This is a genomic window from Enterobacter sp. MGH 4 (assembly GCF_000534735.1).
In the GTDB taxonomy this organism is placed as follows: Bacteria; Pseudomonadota; Gammaproteobacteria; order Enterobacterales; family Enterobacteriaceae; genus Enterobacter; species Enterobacter intestinihominis.
On record NZ_KI973289.1, the window covers coordinates 2,012,498 to 2,031,400 of the forward strand.

Here is an 18,903-nt window from a genome sequence, read left to right on the forward strand (position 1 = left end):
CACTCGGAACCAATAAAATTGGTGGGTCGTGCAGGATTCGAACCTGCGACCAATTGATTAAAAGTCAACTGCTCTACCAACTGAGCTAACGACCCGAGTGGTGGGTGATGACGGGCTCGAACCGCCGACCCCCTCCGTGTAAAGGAGATGCTCTACCAACTGAGCTAATCACCCACTCTGTACTGCCGGAACTGCTTTAAGTGGTGGGTCGTGCAGGATTCGAACCTGCGACCAATTGATTAAAAGTCAACTGCTCTACCAACTGAGCTAACGACCCACTTTTGCGCTGCTTTCACGTTGTTTGATATCCCGTGGCAACGGCGGCATATATTACTGATTTAAGAATTCTGCGCAACAAAAATTTCGATGAAGATCACTTAACTGCTTAGGAATCATGCTGCACGACCAGAAATAACGCGATTTCTGGTCATGCGATAATCAACCCATCGAACTCAAACGTTTTTGCGCTTGTTTGGCGCCGTCTGTACCCGGGAATTTCGCAACCACCTGCTGATAAACCGCTTTGGCTTTTGCAGTGTCGCCTTTGTCCTGCATGATCACGCCGACTTTATACATCGCATCCGGCGCTTTCGGTGATTTCGGGTAATTTTTCACCACAGAGGCAAAATAAAACGCCGCATCATCCTTTTTACCCTTGTTGTAATTCAACTGACCCAGCCAGTAGTTCGCATTTGGCTGATAAGTAGAATCAGGGTACTTCTTAACGAAGTTCTGAAACGCAACGATAGCATCGTCCTGGCGCGATTTGTCCTGTACCAGGGCAATGGCCGCGTTATAGTCCGTATTCGCGTCACCGCTTTGTACAGGCGCTCCAGACGACGCGGAGGCATCTGCCGCAGGTGCAGGCGTCGCCGCACCGCTTTGATCGCCTGCTGCGGGCTGTGCAGCCGCACCGCCGCTGCTCAGGCTATCCATCTGCGACAAGATTTGCTTCTGGCGTTCCACAACCTGATTAAGCTGATACTGACTCTCCTGGATCTGACCACGAAGGGAATCGATATCGTTCTGGTTGTCAGAAAGTTGCTGCTGGAGTTGAGTTAAAAGCTGGCTGTGAGCGTTAGAGATACGCTCGAGTTGAGTGACCCGGTCTTCTACCGAGCCTGAGCCGACACTACTGATTGGTGCCTGAGCAAAAGCGGCCCAGGGGGCCGCTATTCCAACCAGTAACGACAGACTCATCAGATGATGTCTGAAGTTACTGCTCATGCAATTCTCTTAGTAAACGAGTACGGCACGACGGTTTTTGGAGTAAGCCGCTTCGTCGTGACCCAGTACTGCTGGTTTTTCTTTACCGTAAGAAACGATGGAGATCTGGTCAGCAGAAACGCCTTTACCCTGCAAATACATTTTAACAGCGTTTGCACGACGTTCACCCAGGGAGATGTTGTACTCCGGAGTACCACGTTCGTCCGCGTGACCTTCTACGGTGACTTTGTAAGACGGGTTGCTACGCAGGAAGTTTGCGTGCGCATCCAGCATCGCAGCGAAGTCAGAACGGATGTCGTATTTATCCAGATCGAAGTAAACGATGTTGTTCTGCTGTAACTGCTGCATCTGAAGACGCGCTTGCTCTTCAGAAGACATATTGCCATTGCCGTTAGCGTCCATACCGGTGCCGGCACCCATCATGCCTTCGCCGCTCTGGTCATTGCTTGCGTTCTTGTTAGAAGAACACGCTGCGATTGCCATAACAGGCAGAGCGATCATCAGCCCCTTCAGCACTTTGTTCAGTTGCATTTCTAAGATTCCTTTAGTAATCAATTAATTATTATTACAGATACGGCGACCAGGCAGGTGATTTTACCTGTCCATCAGTTGCCGGAAGACGCGCTTTGAAACGCCCATCTGTAGAAACCAGATTCAGCACGGATCCCATCCCCTGAGAAGAGCTGTAGATTACCATGGTGCCGTTAGGTGCCAGACTTGGCGTTTCATCCAGGAACGTTGACGACAGTATTTGTACGCCTCCCGTTACCAGATCTTGTTTGGCAATGTGCTGCTGACCACCCGCAGTGCTGACCATTACCATTGTTTTACCATCGGCACTGACGTCAGCATCCTGGTTCTGAGAACCTTCCCAGGTAATACGCTGCGCTGCTCCGCCGTTGATATTCACTTTATAAACTTGTGGACGACCTGCCTGGTCGGACGTAAAGGCCAGATTCTGGCTGTCCGGGAACCAGGTTGGTTCAGTGTTATTGCTACGACCATCCGTGACCTGACGGATCTGACCAGAACCAATATCCATTACGTACAGGTTCAGGCTACCGGTTTTAGACAGGGCAAAGGCCAGTTTGGTACCGTCCGGAGAGAACGCAGGTGCACCGTTGTGACGTGGGAATGACGCAACCTGACGAACAGCACCGTTAGAGAGCGTCTGGATGACCAGCGCGGAGCGGCCGCTTTCGAAGGTGACATACGCCAGCTTAGAGCCGTCCGGAGACCATGCCGGAGACATCAGCGGCTGCGGTGAACGGTGTACGGTGAACTGGTTGTAACCATCGTAGTCAGAGACGCGCAGCTCATAAGGGAACTGGCCGCCGTTGGTCTGTACCACGTACGCGATACGGGTACGGAACGCACCTTTAATACCGGTCAGCTTCTCAAACACTTCGTCACTCGCCGTATGGCCAGCGTAGCGCAGCCACTGCTTGTTCACTTTATACGTGTTCTGAGCCAGAACGGTACCCGGCGCACCGCCGGTATCAACCAGCTGATACGCAACGTTATAGCCGCCGTCTGGTGCAGGCGTAACCTGACCGACAACTACCGCATCAATACCCAGCGCAGACCATGCAGCAGGCTGAACGTCCTGCGCAGTACCCGGCTGCTGAGGCAGGCGGGAACGATCTAATGGGTTAAATTTACCGCTGTTACGCAGGTCAGCTGCAACAATGCCGCCAATATCTTCAGGCGCAGCGCCCGGGCCTGCCCACTGGAACGGAACGACACCAATCGGACGCGCCGAGTCCACCCCCTGGGTGATCTCGATACGTACTTCTGCGTGCAGTACAGCTGCCCACAGCATTAAAAAACTAACTGCTACACGTAATGCCTGCTTCATCATATCTCCCTTATCTGGGTAACCTTACCCACGATAATTTAGCAGAATGTTAACAAACCCAAATAGACAAAACTACTTATCCTGTTTACGACCATAGACTGTTTTTCATACTTCCGTTAGAAGAGTTGATTACAGCTTAAAGTCCAGTTTGGCATCTTTTATCCTTTCATAAACAGCCTCGCTAGGCGGTTTAGGAATGTTCGCCGATCTGGCTGCGGCCAGCGCAGCCTGACAGAGCGCAGGATCGCCCCCTTCAGACGTCACGCTTTTCAACCTGCCGTCTGGCGCAAGATTGATGTGCAGTACGCATTGCTTGCCCTGATACAGGCCTGCATCAAAGAGTCGGCTCTGAATCGCAACCTGGATCTGTTTGGCATAAGCACTGATATCTGCACCTGTTGCCCCACCGTTGGCTCCGGAGGTACCGCTGTCTTTTGACGGCTGTCCATTTCCTTTCGCCCCACCGCCCGTTTTCGGTGCATTCTTACCGGAACTCAGGTCGCCCAGCAGATCGTCAACTCCTGCGGCTGCGGCAGCTTTCTCAGCGGCAGCGGCCTTTTTAGCAGCGGCTTTTTCGGCTGCTGCTTTCTTATCGGCAGCGGCTTTCTCAGCTGCAGCTTTTTTATCAGCAGCGGCTTTTTCCGCAGCGGCGGCTTTTTCTGCCGCAGCTTTCTCAGCGGCAGCCGCTTTCTTCGCCGCTTCGGCGGCCGCTTTTTTCTCTGCTTCCTGAGCGGCTTTCTTCGCGGCTTCTGCTTCGGCTTTCTTCTGTGCGTCAGCAGCGGCTTTTTTCGCGGCTTCGGCTTCCGCTTTCTTCTTCGCATCAGCAGCGGCTTTCTTCGCGGCTTCTGCTTCGGCCTTCTTCTGCGCGTCAGCAGCGGCTTTTTTCGCTGCTTCTGCGGCTACTTTCGCCTGAGCATCTGCCTGCGCCTTAGCGTCTGCTGCGGCTTTGGCTGCCGCCTCCTCCGCCTGCTTCTGCTGTTCCTGCGCTTTCTTCGCTGCGGCTTCAGCCTGTTTCTGCTGCTCCGCCTGCTCTTTCGCGGCTTCCTGCGCCTGCAAACGCTCTTTCTCAAGCTGCTTCAAACGTTCCTGCTCGGCGGCCTGCTTTTCAAGTAGCTCTTCCGCCTGCTGTTGCGCCTGTTTTTCACGCTGTTCTTCCGCACGTTTTGCACTCGCCTGCTGCTGTTGCTGGCGATTATAGTTCTGCACTACCGCACCGGGATCCACCATGACGGCGTCGATGGACGAGCCCCCACCGCCGCCTGATGCATCAAGGTGCTCATCGAACGAACTCCAGATCAGCGCTGCAAAAAGAATCACGTGCAGCACTGCGGAGACGATTATCGCTCGCTTAAGCTTGTCGTTCTGTTCGGTTGCCTTTGACACTATCGGTTCCCAAAAACTACGCAGATGATCAAATAGGCTGAGTCATTAAGCCAACTGACTTAACGCCCGCGCTATGTAGCAAGTTCAGCGCTTTGATAATTTCATCATATGGTACGTCTTTCGCACCACCGATTAAGAAGACCGTCTTCGGATTTGACTCCAGGCGTCGTTGCGCTTCAGCAATAACCTGCTCGGGCGGAAGCTGATCCATACGATCTTTCTCTACCACCACGCTGTACTGCCCTACGCCGGAAACCTCAATGATGACCGGAGGATCGTCATTGGTGCTTACCGCCTGTGATTCTGTCGCATCCGGCAGATCCACTTCCACGCTCTGGGTGATGATGGGCGCTGTCGCCATAAAGATCAGCAGCAGCACCAGCAGCACGTCCAGTAACGGAACGATATTGATTTCGGACTTGAGCTCGCGACGACCTCGTCCACGCGATCTGGCCATGGTTTACCCCTTGTTGCTCTCGGTGCTGGTAAACGCCTGACGATGCAGAATCGCGGTGAACTCTTCCATAAAGTTGTCGTAGTTCAGTTCCAGTTTATTCACGCGCTGGTTCAAACGGTTGTACGCCATTACCGCCGGAATTGCCGCGAACAGACCGATTGCGGTCGCGATCAGTGCTTCTGCGATACCGGGTGCCACCATCTGCAAGGTTGCCTGCTTCACCGCCCCCAGGGCAATAAAGGCGTGCATGATCCCCCACACCGTACCAAACAGGCCGATATACGGGCTGATGGAGCCAACGGTACCGAGGAAAGGAATATGCGTTTCAAGATTTTCCAGTTCACGATTCATGGAGATGCGCATCGCACGCGACGCACCTTCTACCACGGCTTCCGGCGCATGGTTGTTAGCACGGTGTAAGCGAGCGAACTCTTTGAAACCACTATAAAAAATTTGTTCGGAGCCTGAAAGGTTATCACGGCGTCCCTGGCTTTCCTGATAGAGACGAGAAAGCTCTATACCCGACCAGAACTTATCTTCAAACGCTTCGGCTTCGCGGCCAGCGGCATTGAGGATACGCGTTCTCTGGATGATGATGGCCCAGGATGCGATTGAAAAACCAATCAAAATCAACATGATAAGTTTAACCAGAAGGCTTGCCTTCAGGAACAAATCAAGGATATTCATGTCAGTCACTGCTTAAACTCCGCGACAATAGACTTAGGAAGCGCACGAGGCTTCATTATGGTTGGATCAACACAGACAATCAGGACTTCAGCTGAGTTCAGTACCGTGTTCTCTGCATTGACTATCCGCTGCGTGAAAACCAGTGAAGTTCCGCGCATTGATGTAATTTCTGTTTGGACTTCGAGCATATCGTCGAGTCTGGCAGGCGCAAAATACTCAAGCGTCATCTTGCGTACCACGAAGGCAACTCGCTCAGCCAACAGCACCTGTTGACTAAAGTGATGATGGCGCAGCATCTCTGTGCGTGCCCGTTCATAAAAAGCAACGTAGCTGGCGTGGTAGACCACACCACCGGCATCGGTATCTTCGTAATAGACACGTACCGGCCATCGAAACAGCGTTGTATTCACTTTACATCCCGGTAATACAAGAAAAGTTGGAGCTTTCAAACTTCGCTACTATACGCGCGGGAATGATGGTTTGGAATGGGGGAAAGTAAACGGAGAGTAAATTTTTATGGGCTCGGGTAAGCCCATATCATTAACGGACATTTCTTATTCAGAAGAAGAAGAAAATCAAACCGGCGAGAAGAACCAGATCGGCAATCAGCGGGCAGAAGATACCCTGCCAGTGAAGCGCTTTCGGATGAAAGCCGACACCGTGAATCACACCTGCACACACCGCCCACATAATCAGGAAGCCGTGCCAGATCTCAAGCTCGCTGGTTTTAGCCGCGAAGCGCGACGGGTCCCAGAAGATACAGCCCGCCAGCAGTAATGCCATAATGAGGGAAAGCGCCCGCAGGGGGCGCTTGTCCATTACCGCATATAACGTTGCGATAATATTCATTAGTGCTTATCTTCACCTGCTTTAGACGCTTCTACATGCTCAAGCGCCAGGGCAGTGATGACACCAAATGCACAGGCAAGAAGCGTCCCTAAAATCCATGCGAAATACCACATATTCAGCTCCTTACTTAATACATAGAGTGGGTGTTGCTTTCGATATGTTCTTTAGTGATGCGACCGAACATTTTCCAGTAACACCAGGCGGTGTAGAGCAGGATAATCGGCACGAACACGCAAGCAACGTACGTCATCAGGTTCAACGTCAACTGGCTGGACGTTGCATCCCACATGGTCAGGCTAGCATTCATCATGGTGCTGGATGGCATCACGAATGGGAACATAGCAATACCTGCCGTCAGGATAATGCACGCAAGCGTCAGGGAAGAGAACACGAACGCCATAGCGCCTTTCTCCAGACGAGACATTAACACTGTCAGCAGTGGCAGCAGCACACCCAGAGCAGGGATAGCCCACAGCGCAGGCATATTGTTGAAGTTCACCAGCCATGCGCCAGCCTGACGCGCCACCTCTTTGGTCAACGGGTTAGACGGTGCGGTATGGTTAATGGCGGAGGTCACCACGTAGCCATCAATACCGTACACGACCCACACGCCTGCCAGCGCGAAGCAGACCAGCGTCACCAGCGCCGCCACCTGAGCGGTCGCACGGGAACGCAGGTGCAGTTCACCTACGGTACGCATCTGGAGATAGGTTGCGCCCTGGGTGATGATCATCGCCACGCTCACCACGCCCGCCAGAAGACCAAACGGATTCAGCAGCTGGAAGAAGTTACCGGTGTAGAACAGACGCATATATTCGTCGACGTGGAACGGTACGCCCTGTAACAGGTTACCGAACGCCACACCAATGACCAGCGGTGGAACGAAGCTACCAATGAAGATGCCCCAGTCCCACATGTTACGCCAGCGGGTGTCTTCAATCTTGGAGCGGTAGTCAAAACCTACCGGACGGAAGAATAAAGAGGCCAGCACCAGAATCATCGCCACATAGAAGCCGGAGAACGCAGCCGCGTAAACCATCGGCCAGGCAGCGAACAGCGCGCCGCCTGCGGTGATCAGCCACACCTGGTTACCGTCCCAGTGCGGGGCGATGGAGTTGATCATGATTCGACGCTCGGTGTCATTACGACCGAGGAAACGGGTGAGCATGCCCACGCCCATATCGAAACCATCGGTGACCGCAAAACCAATCAGCAGAACGCCGATCAACAGCCACCAGATAAAACGCAATACTTCATAATCGATCATTTGATGACTCCTGTCTTAGCGTGCCGGCTGAGTAGTCGTAACAGACTGCTCGTAGTGGTAGCGACCGGTTTTCAGGCTGCTTGGGCCAAGGCGCGCGAACTTGAACATCAGGAACAGTTCAGCCACCAGGAACAGGGTGTACAGACCGCAAATCAGCAGCATGGAGAAGATCAGGTCGCCTGCGGTCAGGGAGGAGTTCGCTACCGCTGTTGGCAGCACCTCACCGATCGCCCATGGCTGACGGCCATATTCCGCAACAAACCAGCCGGACTCGATAGCAATCCATGGCAGTGGGATACCGTACAGCGCGGTGCGCAGCAGCCATTTTTTCTCACCGATACGGTTACGAATGACTGACCAGAACGAGGCCGCGATGATCAGCAGCATGATAATGCCGCAACCCACCATGATGCGGAACGCGAAGTACAGCGGCGCAACGCGTGGAATAGAGTCTTTGGTTGCCATCTGAATCTGCGCTTCCGTCGCGTCGGAGACGTTCGGGGTATAGCGTTTCAGCAGCAGACCGTAACCGAGGTCTTTCTTCACGTCGTTAAATTGATCGCGAACGGCCTGGTCGGTAGAGCCGGCGCGCAGCTGTTCCAGCAGCGAGTAGGCTTTCATCCCGTTACGGATACGCTCTTCATGCTGCACCATCAGATCTTTCAGGCCAGTCACCTGTTTGTCGACGGAGCGCGTGGCGATAATACCCAGAGCGTAAGGAATTTGAATGGCGAAGCGGTTTTCCTGCGCTTCCTGGTCAGGCACGCCGAACAGGGTAAACGCTGCCGGTGCCGGCTGGGTTTCCCATTCAGCTTCAATTGCGGCGAGTTTGGTTTTCTGCACGTCACCCATTTCGTAACCGGATTCATCACCCAGAACAATAACGGACAGAATCGCGGCCATACCGAAGCTTGCTGCGATAGCGAAAGAACGCTTGGCGAACGCGAAGTCACGGCCGCGCAGCATATAGTAGGAGCTGATGCCCAGCACGAACATCGCGCCGCACACATAGCCAGACGCCACGGTGTGCACGAATTTAACCTGGGCAACCGGGTTCAGGACTAGCTCAGCGAAGCTGACCATCTCCATACGCATGGTTTCGAAGTTGAAATCAGATGCGATTGGGTTTTGCATCCAGCCGTTCGCCACCAGGATCCACAGTGCGGACAAGTTGGAGCCTAATGCCACCAGCCAGGTTACCGCCATATGCTGGACTTTACCCAGACGGTCCCAACCGAAGAAGAACAGACCTACAAAGGTGGATTCGAGGAAGAAGGCCATCAGACCTTCAATGGCCAGCGGCGCACCGAAAATATCCCCTACATAGTGGGAATAGTAAGACCAGTTTGTCCCGAACTGGAACTCCATGGTCAGACCGGTTGCCACGCCCAGCGCAAAGTTGATACCAAACAACTTGCCCCAGAACTTGGTCATATCTTTATAAATCTGTTTGCCGGAGAGGACGTAAACCGTTTCCATGATGGCCAGCAGGAACGCCATACCGAGCGTCAGCGGCACAAAAAGGAAGTGGTACATCGCGGTCAAGGCAAACTGTAAGCGCGACAGTTCGACTACGTCTAACATTATGACTCCTTGCTCATCGCATGAAGACTCCGAGAGTGAACCCCGTTAGATAAGGATCCACACGCATGCCCCAATACAAAGTTATCTGCTTCCCTTCTTCGTTGCTTATTCTCTACAGGAGGAAAAAGCAATGATGAAAGGTTACAAATACGTTAAGAAAAAACCAAATTGATCCCGTAAATATAATACGCTGCAAAACCCTTACAATAAACAGGTTTTTATTCGAACAGATTTACGTTTTTCGACGGCGATCAATTTATAGCAAAATAACCACTTTTCGGCCATTTTGATCGGGAACAATTTAACGCCTTTTGGAGCCTTTTTCCAAGGATTAAACATTGATTTAAATCAAAAACAGCCGGCACTGTTAATGATGTTTCTTTGTGACATGGATAGTAAAAACCTTGTTAATAACATGTATATTTAAAGGCATTAATGGTTATAAAAGCCAGAAGATAATATAAACAGTTGTGATTTTTATTAACGCGTGTGAAAAAAGACCTTTTTGCAGGAAGAGAAACATATAATGTTATCCGCTTCACAGTATTTTTCTTTCGTTTTACTACCCGCCTAAAAGATTACATTTCATTCACCTTCGCTAATCTTAAAATTAACACCCTTTAGTGACTATTTGATGAAATAAAGGCCGCAGGGGATGCGGCCTTGATATTGTTCTTGAGATTACCTTTCAATTTTTATGCTGAAGGTGCGTGACTGGCCTGGCCTGAAAGGCCCCGTAATGGCTGAGCCCTCCTCCCCTTGCGCTTTGCACACCTCATTCATGTCCGTTTCGCAACAGGCCTGGACCTCACGGTTCACAGACAAAGCCACGTCACAGGAGCGGGTCTCCGAAGGGTTGTACAGACGAAGAATCATCTCGTCACGATCCTCCGCTTTTTTCAGCGCACTGAGTACACATCCGTTAGGCGCCAGCGTTAGCAGGCTATAGCTACAGGGTGTGGTGAAAGAGGCACGGTTAAGCTTCATCGCATCCCACGGAATTTTGTTATAACAGTGCACTGGCGTTAACCACGACTTCGCCTGCTGCGCAACGCCAGCACTGACGGGCGTACCATTAAAACTGAACAGGCTAAAGCGACAGGTTAACTGACCCCGCATCTGCGAATCAGGCACCGGCATTTTGATCCCGGACGGTCTGCCAGGGCGCAGAAGTAAGTCTTCCTTCCCAAGCAACCCGACGCCGCGAAGCAACGTCAGGGCAAACGTGTTTTGACGCTCACCTGTTACTTCAAATTCGCGCAACCCTTCGGTAAATAGCGCCATCCCGTTACGCCGTTCCTGGAGCACCGCGTAGTTGAGCAGATTCCACACCGGCAGCGGCGCTTCCTTCCATCCCTCCTCCTGCCAGTCTGCCATCGCTTCATCCTGTACAGGGCGCGTCAGCGAACCAAACTGGGTATCGGCTAAGACCGTCTCTGTGGTGAATGGTGTCGGGATCAGCACCCGCACACGGTGGTCATCCGCGTGATTTCCGAGACGTGCCTCGACGTCGATACGTCGGCTGTTATGGCTGAGCGTGACCGTGAGTTCTGCCTCAAGCGTTCCCGTCTGCTGACGCGCAGAACGTTCAGCGAGATCCGCTGGCACCGCCATTCGATGGCGGATCACCGCCCTGCTCTGCCAGGCCTCGTGGATCACCTCAACCTCATGTTCGCCCTGCGCGGAAGAGAGTCTCCACTCTTCCCGTGAAGGCGAGTAGTCGTACTCATCGCCATCATCCGAGCTCTCTTCAATTTCCAGCGCGCGGTCATAGATAAGCCCGGACGCTTTATCGAGCAGACGCAAAGTACCGTCCTCGTTTAACGTTACTTCCCAGAAAGCATTTTCCAGTAACGCCTCCGGCGATTTATTTGGCGTCTGCAGTTTGCCGGCCACGTGCGGCTCGATATAGAGCGTGCGGTAACCCATAGATGGCAGGATCTGGGTGAGCTGGATGTCAAACTCCATGAAGGGATCGTAGTTGCCGTAATGCACTATCTGCCGGTCAATCAGCCCGGGGTCTATCTCACGCGCGCTGCGGAGATAATAAGGGATTTCATTTCCCTTTTCGTCCAACAGGCGGAACTGGCTGGCGCGCAGACGTATCGTGGTGTTGATTACTTCCTCACGCGGCCAGGGCGTGAGGTTAAACATCACCAGTTTGTCTTCCTCGCTCTGCGGCATGTTGTCGACAATCTTGCGCATATAGAAGCACGTCAGGTTATCGGCCATGTCTTCCGCCAGCTCAAAGCGTGACATCACCTCGCGATGCACTTTATCGCTGCAGCAGCAGCCGATACTGTCGTGGGCGTGATTCTTGAGGATCTCTTTCCACATTTTTTCCAGCAAGCCGTGGTGATAGTCAAAGCCCAGCGTCCAGGCAAGCGTAGCCAACGGCTCGAGGACGTTGACGATTTTATTCTCTATCCGGGCGTGGGCGATTTTGATGTCCATCCGCGTGGAGCCGATCGTCCGGTGCACCCGCATATATTTACCGTCAATAAATTCCCCTTTCAGCGTCGCCAGTTCATCGCGGTGCGCATCGATATGGTCAAACACCTCCTCGAAGCGGCTCATCACAAACTGACGCTGCGGATAGATTTTGCGCAGCTTATCCATCACCGCAAATATGTTCTGCTGGAGCGGCATCTGATCATGGCCGTTAGGCAGCAAAATTTCTTTCGTCACGGAGGCTTTTTCGAGCACCTCGAAGTAGTTGTCGAGCCGTTTGCGCAGTCCGGCTTCATCCTCCGGTAAGTACTTACCAATCGCGTAGCCCAGCGGCAGCACCTGTGCCGTCACTTCGCTGCCGTCCTGGCTTTGCCAGAGAAATTCGGTTTTATCGGTACCGTGCCGCTCGGAACAGCCGCGCCAGAACATGGTGCGCGTGATGCCAAAACCGTTGTAAATGTGTGGCAGCTGGGAAGACATGCCGAAGGAGTCCGGCAGATAGCCAATTTTCATCGGCTCGCCAAAGGCCAGACAGTCGCGCATGCCGTACATCAGATTGCGCACAATCGACTCGCCGGAGACAAGGGTGGTGTCCGTCTGGGTATACCACGGCCCGATAATCAGCTTCCCGGCCGCCACCAGCGCCTTCACGCGTGGCCTGTTTTCCGGTTTCACGGCAAAATAATCTTCCAGCACCGCCGTCTGGCCGTCGAGAACGTAGTATTTATACTCTGCGTCCTGCTCAAGACGGGTGAGGATCTCTTCCATATTATTGACCAGAAGAATACGTGACGCTTCGGTGGTGAAGTACCACTCCCGGTCCCAGTGCATATGTGGCGTGATATGAACGCGAGATACAGCTTTCATCTTCGTTTCCTGTCAGTGCGTGTTTAGGATGGTATGTCTTCAGTCACGTAGGTACCGCTCTTCACGGCCAGGCGTCGCCAGAGCAGTAAAATGAGCGTAGAGATTGCGGCGCCCACCAGCGCGGCGCCAAACCAGCCGGCAGCGGCTATCACGCCGCCCAGCCCGGCATCATGCAGTAAGAAGAGAGAGAAAATGCCCGCGCCCGGGGTGGAGAGCCCAATACCCATCGCTCCGACAATCGCTCCGGTCGCCATTGACCCCAGAACAAATGAGCCGATGACTCGCAACGGATCCTCGATAGCCATCGGAATTGCCCCTTCGGTGATGCCCGCCAGCCCCAGCAGCCAGGTGGATTTGCCGGTCTCAATTTCGAACTGTTTAAACAGATTCGGAGCCAGCATCGTTGATGCCGTCACGGTAAAGGCCGAAACCATTTTGACGGAGGCGAAGATCGCATAAGGCCCGTATACGCCGTTGGCCATCGCGCCCAGACAGAACGCGTAAGAGGCTTTATTGACCGGACCGCCCAGATCGAACGAGCACATAAAGCCCAGGATTGCCCCCAGCAGCAGCGCGTTCGCGCCGGAGAGACCATTAAGCCAGGCGGTCAGGGCGTTATTGATCCAGGCCACCGGTTCGCCGATCACAAACAGCATCAGGCTGCCTGCACCCAGTACGCCAATCACCGGATAGAGATAAAAAGTCAGAAAGCCGTTGTAGCGGCTACTCAGCCGGATGTGGTTTTTCACCCAGCGCATCAGGTAGCCCGCAATCAGCCCGCCGACGATGGCCCCCAGAAAGCCGGAGCCGATCATATTGGCGGCAAGACCCGCCGCAAAGCCCGGCGTAAGCGCAGGTTTATCCGCCAGCGAGTAAGCGGTATAGGCCGCCAGAACAGGGACCATCAGAATGCCGAGCATCCCACCGCCCAGTTTGCGGTACATCCACAGCCACGAGTTTTCCTGATCGAACAGGTGCTGCAAGCCCAGGATTTGCGCCAGCAGTACCGACACGGCCAGCACCGTGCCGCCAGCGACAATCAGCGGCACCGCAAAGGAGATACCGCTGAGCAGCGCTTGCTTGAGTTCGGTTTTAACGGACTTTTTCGCGTCCGAGTCGACATGCGCAGGACGCGCATCGGATACAGGCTGTAGCGCCAGCGCACGCTCAATGAGCGCTTCCGCATGGCGCAAGGGTTCCGCGACGGGCACGGAAATGGCGGGGATCCCCTGAAAACGCTCACGCTCTTTGATCGCCACTTCCGCCGCGAAGATACACGCTTTTGCCTCCTGCAAATGCTGCGCGGTGATGCGCCCCTCAATACCGTTTGCCCCCTGCTTTTCGACCACTACATTGACGCCGAGCTTACGTCCCGCTTTTTCGAGATATTCCGCTGCCATGTAGGTATGGGCGATCCCGGCCGGACAGGCGGTAACGCAGACGATCGTCGGGGCATTCTCTGCGACGGCGGTTTCTTGCGCCTCAGGCGCCGTTTCCAGCGCAGCAAGCACCGCTTCCGCGCTGGTCGCCGTCATCACGTGCGCCCTGAGATCGTCATCCGCCAGGCGGGACGTCAGTTCCGTCAGCACCTGAATATGCGTTGATCCCGCTTGTGCGGGAGGAATGGCGAGCAAAAAAATCAGCTCGACCTCCTCCGGTCCGTCCACGCCTTCCCAGGCCAGCGGCTCGCGCAGTGTTGCCACGGCAAAAGCCGCTTCCTTTACTGCCGCTGATTTACCATGGGGTACGGCCAGCCCCTCGCCCAGCGCCGTCGGGCCAAGCGATTCGCGATGGAAAACCTCTGCCAGAAACGTATCGGCGTCGGCTATTTTGCCCAACGCTACCAGCCGCGTCGCAAGCTGACGGATTGCCTCATCACGGCTGGTAAACTGCGCCTGCACGCAGACAGCACGGGGGTCGGTCAGAGTCGTCAGGTTCATAAGATCCTCACCTATCCAAAGTTATTGTCTGGGGAGGATTGTGGCAGACTGGATAATACATTTATGTGATCATTTTCACTAACAATGATATTTGTATTTAATTTGTATTATTTACAAATCAGTCACTGAAGGCATAATTCCCCTAAAAAGGTATTAAAAAGGCGTAACACAATGGGCAATAAACCGATGTACCGGCAGATCGCCGATGCGTTCCGCGAGAAGATTAACGCCGGGGAATTAAAACCCGGAGACGCGCTGCCGACGGAATCCAGCCTTCAGGAGGCATTTAACGTTAGCCGTGTCACCGTGCGGCAGGCTTTGAAGCTGCTCGCCGACGAGCAGATCATCGAAAGCATTCAGGGCAGCGGCTCGTATGTAAAAGAGGAGCGGGTGAATTACGATATTTATCAGCTTACCGGCTTTTACGAAAAACTGGCGGATCGCAACGTTGATACGCACAGCGACGTCAGCGTCTTCGAAGTGGTGAAAGCCGATGAGCGGCTCGCGGCAAAACTGGCGCTCAATCCGGATGATAAGGTCTGGCACGTCAAGCGCGTACGCTTCATCAGGGAAAAGCCGGTGAATCTGGAAGAGACATGGATGCCGCTGGCGATGTTCCCCGACCTCACCTGGGAAGTAATGGAACAGTCGAAATACCATTACATTGAGCAGATCAAAAAGCTGGTTATCGATCGCAGCGAGCAGGAGCTGGTGCCCATCATGCCATCGGATGAGGCGATTGCCGCCCTGGCGCTCGATCCGGCAAAACCAATTCTTGAAAAAGTTTCCCGCGGCTTCCTGAAAGACGGCCGGGTATTTGAATACAGTCGCAACGTGTTTAATACCGACGACTATAAATTCACTCTGGTGGCTAAACGCAGACAATAAAAAAAGGCCGCTTTACAGCGGCCAACCATGTCGAAACGGACATTTTTTTATACTTCAACGCGCCCCATTCGGGGAGCAGAGAGGACTTACTTAATGATGGATTTCAGTGCTTCACCGATATCCGCCAGGCTGCGAACGGTTTTCACGCCTGCGGCTTCCAGTGCTGCGAATTTCTCATCAGCCGTACCTTTACCGCCAGCGATAATCGCACCCGCGTGACCCATACGTTTGCCTTTCGGCGCGGTCACACCCGCGATGTAACCCACCACCGGCTTGGTCACATGATCTTTGATGTAAGCAGCCGCTTCTTCTTCCGCGCTACCACCGATCTCACCGATCATCACGATCGCTTCGGTCTGTGGATCTTCCTGGAACAGCTTCAGGATGTCGATGAAGTTAGAGCCTGGGATCGGGTCACCGCCGATGCCCACGCAGGTGGACTGGCCGAAGCCGTAATCGGTGGTCTGCTTAACTGCTTCATAGGTCAGGGTACCGGAACGGGACACGATGCCCACTTTGCCCGGTTTGTGAATGTGGCCCGGCATGATGCCGATTTTGCATTCGCCCGGGGTGATAACGCCTGGGCAGTTCGGGCCGATCATGCGCACGCCTGCTTCGTCCAGCTTCACCTTCACGGTCAGCATATCCAGCGTCGGGATGCCTTCGGTGATGGTGATGATCAGCTTAATGCCTGCGTCGATCGCTTCCAGAATAGAGTCTTTACAGAACGGCGCTGGAACGTAGATCACGGTCGCGGTTGCGCCCGTCGCTTCTACTGCTTCACGCACGGTGTTGAACACCGGCAGGCCCAGGTGCGTGGTGCCGCCTTTACCTGGCGTTACGCCGCCAACCATCTGCGTACCGTAGGCAATCGCCTGTTCGGAGTGGAAAGTCCCCTGGCTACCGGTGAAGCCCTGGCAGATAACCTTGGTATCTTTATTAATTAAAACGGACATTATTTCCCCTCCACTGCGGCAACAACCTGCTGAGCTGCATCCGTCAGACTTTTCGCTGCAATAATATTCAGGCCGCTGTCAGCCAGTTTTTTCGCGCCGAGTTCAGCGTTATTCCCTTCCAGACGTACAACAACCGGAACGTTAACGCCCACTTCTCCTACCGCGCCGATGATACCGTCGGCGATCAGGTCGCAACGTACGATACCGCCGAAGATGTTCACCAGAACCGCTTTTACGTTGCTGTCAGAGAGAATGATTTTGAACGCTTCGGTTACGCGCTCTTTGGTTGCGCCACCGCCCACGTCGAGGAAGTTCGCTGGCTCACCGCCGTGCAGCTTAACGATGTCCATGGTGCCCATTGCCAGGCCCGCACCGTTAACCATGCAGCCGATGTTGCCATCCAGCGCCACGTAGTTCAGCTCCCACTGGGCAGCCTGCGCTTCACGCGGATCTTCCTGAGACTGGTCGCGCATTTCGCGCAGATCCGCCTGGCGGAACAGCGCGTTGCCGTCAGCGCCCAGCTTGCCGTCGAGGCAGATCAGGTCGCCCTGGGTGGTGATCACCAGCGGGTTGATCTCGATCAGCGCCAGATCGCGCTCCAGGAAGATGGTCGCCAGCCCCATGAAGATCTTGGTGAACTGCTGAACCAGCTTGCCTTCCAGACCCAGTTTGAACGCCAGCTCACGTCCCTGGTAAGGCATTGGGCCCGCCAGCGGATCGATTGCCACTTTGTGGATCAGGTGCGGGGTCTCTTCCGCCACTTTTTCGATTTCCACGCCGCCTTCGGTAGATGCCATGAACACCACGCGACGGGAGCTACGGTCTACGACTGCGCCGAGGTACAATTCTTTCGCGATGTCGGTTGCCGCTTCAACCAGGATCTGGTTGACCGGCTGGCCATTCGCATCTGTCTGGTAGGTTACCAGACGCTTGCCGAGCCAATGTTCAGCAAACGCACGGATCTCTTCTTTGCTCTTAACAACCTTCACACCGCCCGCTTTACCACGGCCACCAGCGTGAACCTGACATTTAACTACCCACGGGCCGGAACCGATTTTAGATGCGGCTTCTTCTGCTTCACGCGGGGTAGTACAGGCATAACCCACCGGAGCCGGTAAGCCTGACCTGGCAAACAGCTGTTTGGCCTGATATTCATGTAAGTTCATGTGTTCTATCCATCCTTCAGGGTAATCGTTATCTTCAAACCTGTAGACCGGCGCTACGCTTATCCGGCCTACAGGGCAGGTGATGCTAAATAGTTACTAAACGTCCAGCAGCAGACGCGTTGGATCTTCCAGCAGCTCTTTAATGGCAACCAGGAAGCCTACGGACTCGCGGCCGTCGATCAGGCGGTGATCGTATGAGAGCGCCAGGTACATCATCGGCAGGATCTCAACTTTACCGTCTACCGCCATTGGACGATCTTTAATGGCGTGCATACCCAGGATCGCGCTCTGCGGCGGGTTGATGATCGGGGTAGACATCAGCGAGCCGAACACGCCACCGTTGGTAATGGTGAAGTTACCGCCGGTCAGGTCTTCAACGGTCAGCTTGCCGTCGCGGCCTTTCACGGCCAGCTCTTTGATTTTCTTCTCAATGTCAGCCATACCCAGGGTGTCCACATCACGCAGAACCGGGGTGACCAGGCCGCGTGGGGTAGAAACCGCCATGCTGACGTCGAAGTAGTTGTGGTAAACCACGTCATCGCCATCGATAGACGCGTTCACTTCCGGGTAGCGTTTCAGCGCTTCAACTACCGCTTTCACGTAGAAGGACATGAAGCCCAGACGGATACCGTGACGTTTTTCAAACGCGTCACCGTACTGCTTGCGCAGGTCCATGATTGGCTTCATGTTGACTTCGTTGAAGGTGGTCAGCATCGCGGTGGAGTTTTTCGCTTCCAGCAGACGCTCGGCCACGCGCTTGCGCAGGCGGGTCATCGGCACGCGTTTTTCGCTACGTGCGCCCAGAGCTGGCTGTGCCGCTGGTGCTGCCGCAGGGGCTTTCGCTTCCGCTTTCGCCTCTGAAGGCGCTTTTGCCAGATGCTTGTCGATATCTTCGCGAGTCAGACGGCCACCCACGCCGGTACCTTTGATGGCTGCCGGATCGAGGCTGTGCTCAGCCAGCAGGCGACGGATCGCCGGGCTGAGCGCGTCATTGGTTTGCTCTTCCAGAGACGCCTGCTGGCGCTGGGCTGGGGTAGACGCTTTCTCTTCAGATTTCGCGCTGGACTCTTTGCCCGCGCTGTTGCCTTCACGCAGGCGACCCAGGATCTGGCGAGAAGTCACGGTCGTACCTTCGTCTTCCAGGACTGCATCCAGAATGCCATCCGCTGAAGCCGGTACTTCCAGTACCACTTTGTCAGTTTCGATTTCTACCAGCACTTCGTCACGGGTTACCGCGTCGCCTGGTTTTTTGTGCCAGGTGGCGACGGTTGCATCTGCTACGGACTCAGGCAGGTCGGGAACAAGAATATCTACGCTACTCAT

General features: G+C 54.2%; 17 protein-coding genes and 3 tRNA genes. 1 reads left to right on the forward strand and 19 read right to left on the reverse strand.

Features of this window, described 5'->3' with window-relative positions:
* Nucleotides 1-19: 19 nt before the first annotated feature.
* The 16 genes from L350_RS12890 to mngA form a co-directional block, all read right to left on the reverse strand.
* Nucleotides 20-95 (reverse strand) — tRNA-Lys (locus tag L350_RS12890).
* A 3-nt stretch (nt 96-98) separates the two neighbouring features.
* A tRNA-Val gene (locus tag L350_RS12885) sits at nt 99-174 on the reverse strand.
* A gap of 27 nt (nt 175-201) precedes the next feature.
* Nucleotides 202-277, reverse strand: a tRNA-Lys gene (locus L350_RS12880).
* Between the two features lie 161 nt (nt 278-438).
* Entirely contained in the window at nt 439-1,227 is a 789-nt protein-coding gene (gene cpoB, locus L350_RS12875; protein WP_022647473.1) for a cell division protein CpoB, read from the reverse strand.
* Nucleotides 1,228-1,236: 9 nt separating this feature from the next.
* Nucleotides 1,237-1,758: a peptidoglycan-associated lipoprotein Pal gene (pal, locus tag L350_RS12870; protein WP_003858578.1), complete on the reverse strand. Its 522-nt coding sequence runs from the start codon at nt 1,756-1,758 to the stop codon at nt 1,237-1,239.
* A gap of 34 nt (nt 1,759-1,792) precedes the next feature.
* Nucleotides 1,793-3,085, reverse strand: a complete 1,293-nt coding sequence (tolB, locus tag L350_RS12865) for a Tol-Pal system beta propeller repeat protein TolB (RefSeq protein ID WP_022647472.1) — start codon at nt 3,083-3,085, stop codon at nt 1,793-1,795.
* Nucleotides 3,086-3,214: 129 nt separating this feature from the next.
* Nucleotides 3,215-4,468 carry a cell envelope integrity protein TolA gene (gene tolA / locus L350_RS12860; RefSeq protein WP_032624644.1) on the reverse strand — a complete coding sequence of 418 codons (1,254 nt, stop codon included), beginning with the start codon at nt 4,466-4,468 and terminating at the stop codon, nt 3,215-3,217.
* Nucleotides 4,469-4,496: 28 nt separating this feature from the next.
* Nucleotides 4,497-4,925, reverse strand: a complete 429-nt coding sequence (gene tolR / locus L350_RS12855; RefSeq protein WP_003858589.1) for a colicin uptake protein TolR — start codon at nt 4,923-4,925, stop codon at nt 4,497-4,499.
* Nucleotides 4,926-4,928: 3 nt separating this feature from the next.
* Nucleotides 4,929-5,621 carry a Tol-Pal system protein TolQ gene (gene tolQ, locus L350_RS12850; RefSeq protein ID WP_022647470.1) on the reverse strand — a complete coding sequence of 231 codons (693 nt, stop codon included), beginning with the start codon at nt 5,619-5,621 and terminating at the stop codon, nt 4,929-4,931.
* Nucleotides 5,618-6,022 (reverse strand): tol-pal system-associated acyl-CoA thioesterase, encoded by a 405-nt coding sequence (gene ybgC, locus L350_RS12845; RefSeq protein ID WP_003858593.1) that lies wholly within the window; start codon nt 6,020-6,022, stop codon nt 5,618-5,620. The genes tolQ and ybgC overlap by 4 nt, the downstream gene beginning before the upstream one ends.
* Before the next feature lie 148 nt (nt 6,023-6,170).
* Entirely contained in the window at nt 6,171-6,461 is a 291-nt protein-coding gene (ybgE, locus tag L350_RS12840; protein WP_023305710.1) for a cyd operon protein YbgE, read from the reverse strand.
* Nucleotides 6,461-6,574 (reverse strand): cytochrome bd-I oxidase subunit CydX, encoded by a 114-nt coding sequence (cydX, locus tag L350_RS12835; RefSeq protein ID WP_014169181.1) that lies wholly within the window; start codon nt 6,572-6,574, stop codon nt 6,461-6,463. Before cydX ends, ybgE begins: the two co-directional genes overlap by 1 nt.
* Nucleotides 6,575-6,588: 14 nt before the next feature.
* Nucleotides 6,589-7,728 carry a cytochrome d ubiquinol oxidase subunit II gene (gene cydB, locus L350_RS12830; protein WP_022647469.1) on the reverse strand — a complete coding sequence of 380 codons (1,140 nt, stop codon included), beginning with the start codon at nt 7,726-7,728 and terminating at the stop codon, nt 6,589-6,591.
* A 15-nt stretch (nt 7,729-7,743) separates the two neighbouring features.
* Complete coding sequence (gene cydA / locus L350_RS12825; protein WP_032624645.1) at nt 7,744-9,312, reverse strand: cytochrome ubiquinol oxidase subunit I; 1,569 nt, start codon at nt 9,310-9,312, stop codon at nt 7,744-7,746.
* A 681-nt stretch (nt 9,313-9,993) separates the two neighbouring features.
* Nucleotides 9,994-12,630: a mannosylglycerate hydrolase gene (gene mngB, locus L350_RS12820; RefSeq protein ID WP_032624646.1), complete on the reverse strand. Its 2,637-nt coding sequence runs from the start codon at nt 12,628-12,630 to the stop codon at nt 9,994-9,996.
* Between the two features lie 23 nt (nt 12,631-12,653).
* Nucleotides 12,654-14,570 (reverse strand): PTS 2-O-a-mannosyl-D-glycerate transporter subunit IIABC, encoded by a 1,917-nt coding sequence (gene mngA / locus L350_RS12815; protein ID WP_032624647.1) that lies wholly within the window; start codon nt 14,568-14,570, stop codon nt 12,654-12,656.
* A 171-nt stretch (nt 14,571-14,741) separates the two neighbouring features.
* Here mngA and L350_RS12810 point away from each other — a divergent pair, with 171 nt between their 5' ends.
* Nucleotides 14,742-15,458 (forward strand): GntR family transcriptional regulator, encoded by a 717-nt coding sequence (locus L350_RS12810; protein ID WP_032624648.1) that lies wholly within the window; start codon nt 14,742-14,744, stop codon nt 15,456-15,458.
* A gap of 86 nt (nt 15,459-15,544) precedes the next feature.
* On the opposite strand, the gene sucD is transcribed toward L350_RS12810, so the two are convergent.
* From sucD to odhB, 3 genes are all read right to left on the reverse strand, one after another.
* Complete coding sequence (gene sucD, locus L350_RS12805; RefSeq protein ID WP_006809578.1) at nt 15,545-16,414, reverse strand: succinate--CoA ligase subunit alpha; 870 nt, start codon at nt 16,412-16,414, stop codon at nt 15,545-15,547.
* Nucleotides 16,414-17,580: an ADP-forming succinate--CoA ligase subunit beta gene (gene sucC / locus L350_RS12800; protein ID WP_022647464.1), complete on the reverse strand. Its 1,167-nt coding sequence runs from the start codon at nt 17,578-17,580 to the stop codon at nt 16,414-16,416. Before sucC ends, sucD begins: the two co-directional genes overlap by 1 nt.
* A gap of 96 nt (nt 17,581-17,676) precedes the next feature.
* The gene (gene odhB, locus L350_RS12795; protein WP_023299612.1) at nt 17,677-18,903 is read right to left on the reverse strand and encodes a 2-oxoglutarate dehydrogenase complex dihydrolipoyllysine-residue succinyltransferase; all 1,227 of its coding nucleotides are present in this window, start codon (nt 18,901-18,903) and stop codon (nt 17,677-17,679) included.